Source organism: Hyphomicrobiales bacterium, assembly GCA_030688605.1.
Classification (GTDB): Bacteria; Pseudomonadota; Alphaproteobacteria; order Rhizobiales; family NORP267; genus JAUYJB01.
In genome coordinates, this window is sequence record JAUYJB010000023.1 from 1 (window position 1) to 8,636 (window position 8,636).

Consider the following 8,636-nt stretch of genomic DNA (forward strand, 5'->3'; position numbering starts at 1 on the left):
CACTTCGCGCTCGACGAGCGCTTCATGGAGGAAAAGTCCTACTCCCATTACGAAGCCCACAAACAGGATCATGAGCGCCTGCTCGACGAGCTGCGGCACATCATGGAGACCTATCGCCACGGCTCCTATCTGCGCTTCGAGCAGCTTCTGGTGCAGCATCTGAACGACTGGTTCATGGTCCATTTCACGACCCATGACCAGCTCCTGCACGACGAATTCGGCGACCATCCGCACAGCCACCAGGCCGCGAAGACGAACTGAAGCCGGCCACCCTGTCGGGCGGACCGCGATAGCCTCGATCCTCGCCTACGCAGGCGCCGCGGTCGCCGAGATTGCCGGCTGCTTCGCCTTCTGGGCCTGGCTCAGGCTCGACAGGACAATCTAAGGCCTGTTGAGATTCATCGTGAGTTGATGACGGCGGCGGCGAGATGGATGATGGCTTTGAAGCTCTCGTCGGTTTTGTCGGCGCGCATGGCGATGCGCTTGAACTCCTTGAGTTTGCAGAAGAAGTTTTCGATCAGATGACGCCATTTGTACATCTCGGCATCGAAAGGGTTGGGCTTGGTTCGGCGCGGGTGCTGGGAGATGACGACCTTGGCGCCGCGCTCGTTGAGGTCGGCGATGATGGCATCGCTGTCGAAGGCCTTGTCGGCGATCAGCGCATCGAAAGAGACGCCCTTAAGGAGGGGCGGCACGCCGAGCGTGTCGAAGCGGTGGCCGGGCAGCAGTTCGAAGCGCACGAGGTTGCCGAGCGCGTCGGTGAGGGCAAGGATCTTGGTGGTCATGCCGCCCTTGGAGCGGCCTATGGCCTGGCTTTGAGTCCCCCTTTTGCGCCCTGGCCGTGGCGGTGGACCTTGACGATGGTGGCATCGACCATGGCGTACTCCATGTCCGGCTCATCCGAGCACGCTTCGAAAAGCCGAACGAAAACACCGGCTTTCACCCAATCGCGGTATCGCTTGAAGACTGTGTTCCATTTGCCGAAGACGGCGGGCAGGTCGCGCCAGGGGCTGCCCGTGCGCACCACCCACAGCACCGCCTCCACGAAGCGCCGGTTGTCGCTGCCGCTTCGCCCGGGGTCCGTCGGCTTGCCCAGGCAATGCGGCTCCATTTTCGCCCATTGGGCGTCCGTCAGCACGAATCGTTCCATCCCAAGCTTGAATCACAAACAAGATCGAGATGGAATCCCGAATCTCAACAGGCCTTAGAGCGTGATCCGGAAAAGCGGGAACCGGTTTTCCGAAAAGATCACGCTCAATAAGCCAGGGCGCAATCGACATTTGGTGCGTGCCGCCCGCAGGCCATGGACAGGATAGGGCCGCCTGCGCTATCTAACCCGCCACCGCTCGCCGGACCTTGAACCCGGCGGAACGAAAGGGACAGTCAAGATGAGCAAAATTGCCAAGTGGATCGACGGCGAGGTCAAGAGCTCCGACGTGGTGCTGTTCATGAAGGGCACCAAGGAGTTCCCACAGTGCGGCTTTTCCGGCCAGCTGGTGCAGATCCTCAACTATCTCGGCGTCGACTACAAGGACGTGAACGTGCTCGCTTCCGACGAATTGCGCCAGGGCGTCAAGGAGTACAGCAACTGGCCGACCATTCCGCAGCTCTATGTGAAGGGCGAATTCATCGGCGGCTGCGATATCGTCCGCGAAATGTTCCAGAGCGGCGAGATCGCCGCCCTTCTCGCCGAGAAGGGCGTTCCGCAGCACAATGTCGCGCAGGCTTGAGGACGGCATTTCATCGTTGCCAGCGCCGGCTATCGCGCCTATTCTACCTCGCGTAGTTCTCGTGAGGCGGACGCGGGACAGTGGTGTATTTTGATCGGCGGAAACTAATTCTATCTGGCGCGGCCGCGTTGGCCGTGGCGGGGGTGTCCCGTGCTGGCAAAACCGCGCAGATCTGCACCCTTTCCGACGGCACCCGCTGGTGCCGTTCGCGTTTGTATGCCCAGATGCACGCGCAGACGACCCAGCGCCAGAACCGCGCCCAGTGGTGCTGGGCTGCCTCCCTGTCGATGATCTTCGGATATTACGGCCACCCGACGAGCCAGGAGCGTATCGTCGAGGAGGTCTGGGGGCGGATCGTCGACGTGCCGCGCCATGTGGACGATGTCATGCGCGACATCAACCGCAGCTGGGTCGACAATCGCGGCCGCCGCTTCCGGGCCAGCGGCCAGCGCCTGACCCTGCATCACATCGAGCTTCCCAAGCTGGCGGCGCAGGCGCTGGCTGAAAATCGGCCCCTGATCGTCGGCACCCTCGGTCACGCCACCGTGCTCACCGAGATGCGCTGGAGCATCGATGCCGATGGGCAGCTGTTCGTCAGCGACCTGATCGTCAGCGATCCGGCCGACGGCTCGATCCGCAATTTGACGCTGGAGGAGCGGCTGCTCACCGATTTCGTCGCCGTTGTCGACGTCCAGCGTTCTTGAAGCTAATACTTTCGCTATGACGGCTCGCGATCGCGCGACGGCGTTCGTTCCCTTCGCCGCGCTGATCGCCGGCGCGGTGGCCATTGCATTTGCGCCGATCCTGGTGCGCTTGAGCGAGGTGGGGCCGATCCCGACGGCGTTTTACCGCCTCGCCCTGGCGGTGCCGTTTCTGTTGTTGATGAGCCAGCCGCGTGGCCGCGGGCGCCGCGCCGAAACGTCGCCCGTGCCGCGCTCCGATTGGCCGCTGTTCCTGCTCGCTGGCGCTTTCTTCGCCGCCGACCTCGCCTCCTGGCACTGGTCGATCAAGCTGACCTCGGTCGCCAACGCGACGCTGCTCGCCAATGTCGCGCCGATCTTCGTGACGCTGGCAAGCTGGCTGATTTTCAACGAGCGGGTCACGGCGGCGTTTCTCGCCGGGCTCATCCTGTCGATCGGCGGCGTCACGGCGCTCGTCGGCGGCGGCTCGGCGCTCGCTGCCGGCAACCTTGCCGGCGACGCGCTCGGCCTGTTCACGGCCATCGTCTACGCCGGTTATCTGATGAGCATCGGCCGCCTGCGGCGCACCCATTCGACGGCCCGTATCATGACCGTCTCGAGCGGGCTATCCGCCCTCATGCTGCTGCCGCTGTCGCTCGTCTCCGGCGAGGTGCTGTTCGCCGCCACGCTCACCGGCTGGCTGGTGCTGGTCGCGCTGGCGCTGATCTGCCAGGCCGGCGGGCAGAACATGATCGCCTATGCGCTACGCCACGTGCCGGTGGCATTCTCCTCGGTGGCGCTGCTGGTGCAGCCGGTGGTGGCGGCGGGGCTTGCCTGGTTTCTGTTCGGCGAGCATCTCGGCCCGCTGCAGATCGCCGGCGCCGTGCTGGTGCTCGCCGGCATCGTCATCTGCCGCCGCGCCGGCCGCGCGCCGCGCCTGCCGCAAGGGTGATGAAAAAATCGCCGACACCCGAAGGTGCCGGCGATTTCGAAGCGAGAAATTGCCGCCCTATTCGGTGGGCAACGTCTGCATGTAAGACAGAATGTCCACCTGATCATTGACGTCCAGAACCATCATCGAGACCATGCCCACGCCGGGCTGGCCGAAGCGGATCTTGTGCAGCGCCTCCCAGGGATTGTCGGACCCGATGGTTCCGACATATTCCGGCTCCTGCTCACTGCCGAAGTTCATGGCCTTCCCGTCAGCGCCGTGGCACACCGCGCAGATGGTTTGGAAGAAGGCGGCGCCGCGGAGCGGATTGCCGCGCGCTTTCTTGGTTTCGCGGTCGATGTACCGGTCCATGTCGATCTGCCCCTTGCTCAGGAAGAGCGCCAGCTTTTCCATCGCCGTGTGGGGCATGGTCTGCTCGGTGAAGCCGTGCGTCTCGTTCATGATGATCTCATGGATCTTCTCCGGCTCCATGCCGGCGACGCCCGTCACGCCCTTGATGCCGGAAAAGTGGGAGCCTTTGCCATAGGCGCCGTCCGCGCCCTTATAGTCCCAGCCATGGCATTCCTTGCACCGCCATGTGGCAGCCCCCTTCTGCTTGCCCTCTGCGGGATAGGCCAAATGAGTATCCTTAGGTGCGTCGGCCGCGGTGACCGCGTACCAGTTGTCATAGAGGAGGCCGCCCTGCCCGATGGCCCAGATATCGCCCGCGTCGTGGGCGTGGCCTTCCTCCTCGTTGGCCGCCTGCGCACCTTCCTGCGCGACCGCAGGCAGCCAGAGCGCTCCAAAAGACATCATCGACAGTGCGGCCACCAGGGTCGCGGCGGCCGACAAGGACGCAGGTATGCGGCGCATAAGCCAAGCTCTCATAATATCAGTCCTCCCTATTGGATTTACTGAACTTCCTTGGGTCCGTTCCAACTCAGCTCAAATTCCGCGCCTTCCCGGTCCCGGTCGATCGACGTGCCCAAGCGCGAATTTGGCGATGATCGGCGCTGCGCGCGCGGGCCTGCGCAGCGTCCAGCGAGGCCTCTGAGATGGCAGCGACCCGTCGCTCGGGACGCCGCCGCCCCGCCGTCTCGATATGGGAAGCTACCGCATCCGCTTAGTTGGCCGGACGTGCATCGTCGCACCCACCTTCGAGGACTGGACTCCCCAATCTGGGTTATTAGACAAACAGTTTAGAGCGTTGGCAAGGCTGTTCTATGGCTGGGTTATACATTAGAATAAAAATAAGAAGCGCCAACTACGGAAGACCAAGCAGAAAATTCCCTGCGGCAACAGTAAGTGCATCGATCGTTTACTTTACCGGCGCGGAAACGGCGGCGCGCAAGTGCGTCGCCGGCACCGCATATGCCGAGATGGAACTTGATCGAGCGCGATTCGACCCGCTCGCCGGCGAGCCGATGCGACTATCGCGAATAATATTCGACGACCAGGTGCGGCTCCATCTGCACCGCATAGGGCACTTCGCCGAGGCCCGGAATGCGCGCCAGCTTGGCGGTCATCTTCTTGTGGTCGACGTCGATATAGTCCGGCACGTCGCGTTCGGGGCTCTGGATTGCTTCGAGCACCAGGGCCATGTCGCGCGACTTGTCGCGCAGTTCGACCACGTCGCCGACCGCGCAGCGGAAGCTCGGAATGTTGACGCGCCGGCCATTGACCCTGACATGGCCGTGATTGACGAACTGGCGCGCCGCGAAGACGGTGGGCACGAACTTGGAGCGGTAGACGACGGCGTCGAGCCGGCGCTCCAGAAGCCCGATGAGGTTTTCCAGCGTGTCGCCCTTCTGCCGCACCGCGTCCTGATAGATGCGCTTGAACTGCTTCTCGGTGATGTTGCCGTAATAGCCTTTCAGCTTCTGCTTGGCGCGAAGCTGAACGCCATAGTCGGAAAGCCGGCCGCGGCGCCGCTGACCGTGTTCGCCGGGGCCGTATTCGCGCCGGTTGACCGGGCTTTTCGCACGGCCCCAGACGTTCTGGCCCATGCGCCGGTCGATCTTGTATTTCGCGGAAACGCGCTTGCTCATCGCGGTCTCTCCTCATCGCTCATGCCAGAGAGACGCGCCCTCCTGTTCCCCTTCGGGGACGACAGGCGCCTCGGTCAAGGCTCAACCGCGGCGCCACGGGTGCGTCGAATGCCGAGGCGGGCCGCTGGATGAATTTCCGGCCCGCCCTAGCGGCCCTGTCCCTACACGCTCTTGGGCCTCGGTGTCAATCTTTGGCCGGCGCCGGCGCGATTTCCCTAAGGCCGTAGGTGGCGAGCGCCGCGCGTAAAGCGGCGGACACCCTTTCCGGCGCGGTGAACAGCGCCAGGTCCGGCCCCGGGCCGGCGGCAGGCGCTGCGTCCGCCGGCCACAGCTCGGCGGCACGCCGGGCGATAGCGTCGGCCGGGTTCAGCCACGCGACCGGCCAGGGTGCCGCGGCCTGCAATTCGTCCATGAGCAGCGGGTAATGGGTGCAGGCGAGAACGACCGTATCGGTGCGCTTGCCCTGCTCTTCGACGAAGGCGGGCGCGATCTCGGCGCTGAGCACTGCCCTGTCGACGGGCGCGCCGGCAAGCTTCGCCTCGGCAAGGGCGGCAAGCCTCTCCGCGCCGACCAGGGTGACGCGGCATTGGTAAGCGTATTTGCCGATCAGCCCCCTGGTATAGTCGCGTTCGACCGTGGCCGGCGTCGCCAGCACCGAGACGAGCCCTGTCGTGGTGCGCTCGGCCGCCGGCTTGATCGCCGGCACGGTGCCGACAAAGGGCACGACGAACCGCGCCCTCAGGCGCGCCAGCACCAGGGTCGAGGCGGTGTTGCAGGCAATCACGCAAAGTCGCGGCGAAAACCGCCCGATCAGCCCCTCGAACAGCTCCACGACATGCCCGGTGAGCGCCGCTTCCTCCCAGGCGCCATAGGGAAAACCGGCATTGTCGGCGACATAGACGAGGCTTGCGCCGGGGATGGCGCGGCGGATCTCGGCGAGCACCGTCAGCCCGCCGACGCCGGAATCGAAGATCAGCAAGGGATTGCCGCCGCCCGCCGGCATCATGGCCTCCCGCCCTTGCCCGGCCCGCCCTTCTCGCCGGCGAGCGCCTTGATGACGCCGCGCAGGCTGCGCACCTCCTGCGCGCTGAGCCGGGCGCGGTGCAGCATGGCGCGCAAATTGCGCACCATGGCGGGCCGCTTTTCCGGCGGGTGCAGGAAGCCGGCCTTATCGAGCGCCCGCTCCAGATGCTCGAAAAGCGCGATGAGGTCGGCGCGGCTTGCCGGCGGCTGCTTGCGGGAAAAGCTGTCTAGGTCGATGTCGGCCAGGCCCGCCGCCTTGAACCATTCATAGCCGATGAGAAGCACCGCCTGGGCGAGGTTGAAGGAGGCAAAGCCCGGATGGGCGGGAAAGGTCACGAACTCGTCGGCAAGCGAGACCTCGTCGTTCTCGAGCCCCCAGCGCTCGCGGCCGAACAGGATGCCGACCGTCTGCCCGGCGGCCGTCCGCGCCACCGTCGCCCGGGCGGCGGCTTCCGCCGTCACCACCGGCTTGGCCAGGTCGCGCGGCCTCGCGGTGGTGGCGAAGACGAAATTCAGATCGGCGATCGCCTCGGCCAGCGTCGGCAGGACGCGCGCCGCGTCGATGACGAAATCGGCGCCGGAGGCCGCCTTGCGCGCCGCCTTGTTCGGCCATCCGTCGCGCGGATTGACGAGGCGCAGGTCGGCAAGGCCGAAATTGGCCATGGCGCGCGCCGCCGTGCCGATATTCTCGCCGAGCTGCGGGCAGACCAGCACGATCGCGGGGCCCGTCGGCTCTGCCTTGCGCGTGTGGTCGGTTCCGGCCATGGCCTGCCTGTTATCTCGTCGCCCGCGCGCCCCGCCAAGCCGCTGGCCTGCCTTGCGCGATTTGCCTCACTTTGCAGCGCAGCATCGCGATGCTATAGGGGGCGCGCGCTCGTTCGGCGCGCCTTCCTTAAGACAATCACGGACGAGGTCAACCGATGGCGAAGATCAAGGTCGACAACCCGGTCGTCGAGCTCGACGGCGACGAGATGACCCGGATCATCTGGCACTATATCAGGGACAAGCTGATTCACCCCTATCTCGACATCGACCTGAAATACTACGACCTCGGCATCGAGCGCCGCGACGAGACCGAGGATCAGGTGACGGTCGACGCCGCCAATGCCATCAAGCAATACGGCGTCGGCGTCAAGTGCGCGACCATCACGCCAGACGAGGCCAGGGTCGAGGAGTTCGGCCTCAAGCGCATGTACCGCTCCCCGAACGGCACGATCCGCAACATCCTGGGCGGCGTCATCTTCCGCGAGCCGATCATCTGCAAGAACGTGCCGCGGCTGGTGCCCGGCTGGACGAAGCCCATCGTTATCGGCCGTCACGCCTTCGGCGACCAGTACCGCGCCACCGACTTCATCTTTCCCGGCAAGGGCAAGCTGACCATCAAGTTCACCGGGGCGGACGGCAAGGAGATCGAGCGCGAGGTGTTCGACGCGCCGGGCGCCGGCGTGGTGATGGCGATGTACAATCTCGACGATTCGATCCGCGATTTCGCCCGCGCCACCTTCAATTACGGCCTCGACCGGGGCCTGCCGGTCTACCTATCGACCAAGAACACCATCCTCAAGGTCTATGACGGGCGCTTCAAGGACATCTTCCAGGAGGTCTTCGACGCCGAGTTCAAGGAGGCCTTCGACAATAGGCAGCTCACCTACGAGCACCGGCTGATCGACGACATGGTGGCCGCCGCCATGAAATGGTCGGGCGGCTATCTGTGGGCGTGCAAGAACTATGACGGCGACGTGCAGTCGGACACGATCGCCCAGGGCTTCGGCTCGCTCGGCCTGATGACCTCAGTTCTGATGACGCCGGACGGCAAGACCGTCGAGGCGGAGGCCGCCCACGGCACCGTGACGCGCCACTACCGCGCCCACCAGAGGGGCGAGGAGACCTCGACCAACTCCACCGCCTCGATCTTCGCCTGGACCCGGGGGCTTGCCCACCGCGCCAAGCTCGACCGCAACGCTCAGCTCGCCAAGTTCGCTTCGACGCTGGAAAAGGTCACCGTGGCGACGATCGAATCCGGCAAGATGACCAAGGATCTGGCGCTGTTGATCGGGCCGGAACAGAAATGGCTGACGACCACCGGCTTCCTCGACGCCATTGACGAGAACCTGCAAAAGGCGATGGCCTGAAGCCACAATTACCTTCTCCCCCCTTGTGGGGGAGAAAGCAAAATCAGGGTGTTAGCCGAGTGGAGCGAGGCTAACCCTTGAATTTTGCAAGA

10 protein-coding genes are annotated in these 8,636 nt (G+C 64.6%); 5 read left to right on the forward strand and 5 right to left on the reverse strand.

The features are described from left to right. A partial coding sequence (locus Q8P46_02910; GenBank protein MDP2619119.1) for a hypothetical protein occupies positions 1-261 on the forward strand: 261 nt, incomplete at its 5' end. A 137-nt stretch (positions 262-398) separates the two neighbouring features. On the opposite strand, the gene Q8P46_02915 is transcribed toward Q8P46_02910, so the two are convergent. After that, a protein-coding gene (locus Q8P46_02915; GenBank protein ID MDP2619120.1) for an IS5 family transposase occupies positions 399-1,150 on the reverse strand; the annotation gives its coding sequence in 2 pieces (ribosomal slippage) (positions 399-820 and positions 820-1,150; 753 coding nt in all). Between the two features lie 238 nt (positions 1,151-1,388). Between Q8P46_02915 and grxD the strand changes: the two genes are divergently transcribed. From grxD to Q8P46_02930, 3 genes are all read left to right on the forward strand, one after another. Continuing rightward, positions 1,389-1,730: a Grx4 family monothiol glutaredoxin gene (grxD, locus tag Q8P46_02920; GenBank protein ID MDP2619121.1), complete on the forward strand. Its 342-nt coding sequence runs from the start codon at positions 1,389-1,391 to the stop codon at positions 1,728-1,730. Positions 1,731-1,954: 224 nt separating this feature from the next. Further along, entirely contained in the window at positions 1,955-2,434 is a 480-nt protein-coding gene (locus Q8P46_02925; protein MDP2619122.1) for a papain-like cysteine protease family protein, read from the forward strand. A 16-nt stretch (positions 2,435-2,450) separates the two neighbouring features. Next, positions 2,451-3,362 carry a DMT family transporter gene (locus Q8P46_02930; GenBank protein ID MDP2619123.1) on the forward strand — a complete coding sequence of 304 codons (912 nt, stop codon included), beginning with the start codon at positions 2,451-2,453 and terminating at the stop codon, positions 3,360-3,362. Positions 3,363-3,419: 57 nt separating this feature from the next. Here Q8P46_02930 and Q8P46_02935 read toward each other — a convergent pair whose 3' ends face one another. The 4 genes from Q8P46_02935 to Q8P46_02950 all read right to left on the reverse strand — a co-directional run bounded on the left by Q8P46_02935 (position 3,420) and on the right by Q8P46_02950 (position 7,177). Next, entirely contained in the window at positions 3,420-4,229 is an 810-nt protein-coding gene (locus tag Q8P46_02935; protein MDP2619124.1) for a hypothetical protein, read from the reverse strand. A gap of 542 nt (positions 4,230-4,771) precedes the next feature. Next, on the reverse strand, positions 4,772-5,389 hold the full coding sequence (gene rpsD, locus Q8P46_02940; GenBank protein ID MDP2619125.1) for a 30S ribosomal protein S4: 618 nt from the start codon (positions 5,387-5,389) through the stop codon (positions 4,772-4,774). A gap of 184 nt (positions 5,390-5,573) precedes the next feature. Beyond that, positions 5,574-6,395, reverse strand: coding sequence for a glutamate racemase (gene murI, locus Q8P46_02945; GenBank protein MDP2619126.1), 822 nt, complete (start codon positions 6,393-6,395; stop codon positions 5,574-5,576). Beyond that, a complete protein-coding gene (locus Q8P46_02950) occupies positions 6,392-7,177 on the reverse strand; it encodes an RNA methyltransferase (GenBank protein ID MDP2619127.1) in 786 nt (261 codons plus the stop codon). Before Q8P46_02950 ends, murI begins: the two co-directional genes overlap by 4 nt. Before the next feature lie 155 nt (positions 7,178-7,332). On the opposite strand from Q8P46_02950, the gene Q8P46_02955 reads away from it, so the two are divergent. Next, positions 7,333-8,544, forward strand: coding sequence for an NADP-dependent isocitrate dehydrogenase (locus Q8P46_02955; GenBank protein MDP2619128.1), 1,212 nt, complete (start codon positions 7,333-7,335; stop codon positions 8,542-8,544). Positions 8,545-8,636 lie beyond the last annotated feature (92 nt).

Excerpts from the sequence above, each read along its gene's own strand:
- Q8P46_02935 (MDP2619124.1), bottom strand. The coding sequence starts at position 4,229 with ATGAGAGCTTGGCTTATGCGCCGCATACCTGCGTCCTTGTCGGCCGCC.
- Q8P46_02955 (MDP2619128.1), top strand. The coding sequence starts at position 7,333 with ATGGCGAAGATCAAGGTCGACAACCCGGTCGTCGAGCTCGACGGCGAC.
- Q8P46_02930 (MDP2619123.1), top strand. The coding sequence starts at position 2,451 with ATGACGGCTCGCGATCGCGCGACGGCGTTCGTTCCCTTCGCCGCGCTG.
- grxD (MDP2619121.1), top strand. The coding sequence starts at position 1,389 with ATGAGCAAAATTGCCAAGTGGATCGACGGCGAGGTCAAGAGCTCCGAC.
- Q8P46_02950 (MDP2619127.1), bottom strand. The coding sequence starts at position 7,177 with ATGGCCGGAACCGACCACACGCGCAAGGCAGAGCCGACGGGCCCCGCG.
- rpsD (MDP2619125.1), bottom strand. The coding sequence starts at position 5,389 with ATGAGCAAGCGCGTTTCCGCGAAATACAAGATCGACCGGCGCATGGGC.
- Q8P46_02925 (MDP2619122.1), top strand. The coding sequence starts at position 1,955 with ATGCACGCGCAGACGACCCAGCGCCAGAACCGCGCCCAGTGGTGCTGG.
- murI (MDP2619126.1), bottom strand. The coding sequence starts at position 6,395 with ATGATGCCGGCGGGCGGCGGCAATCCCTTGCTGATCTTCGATTCCGGC.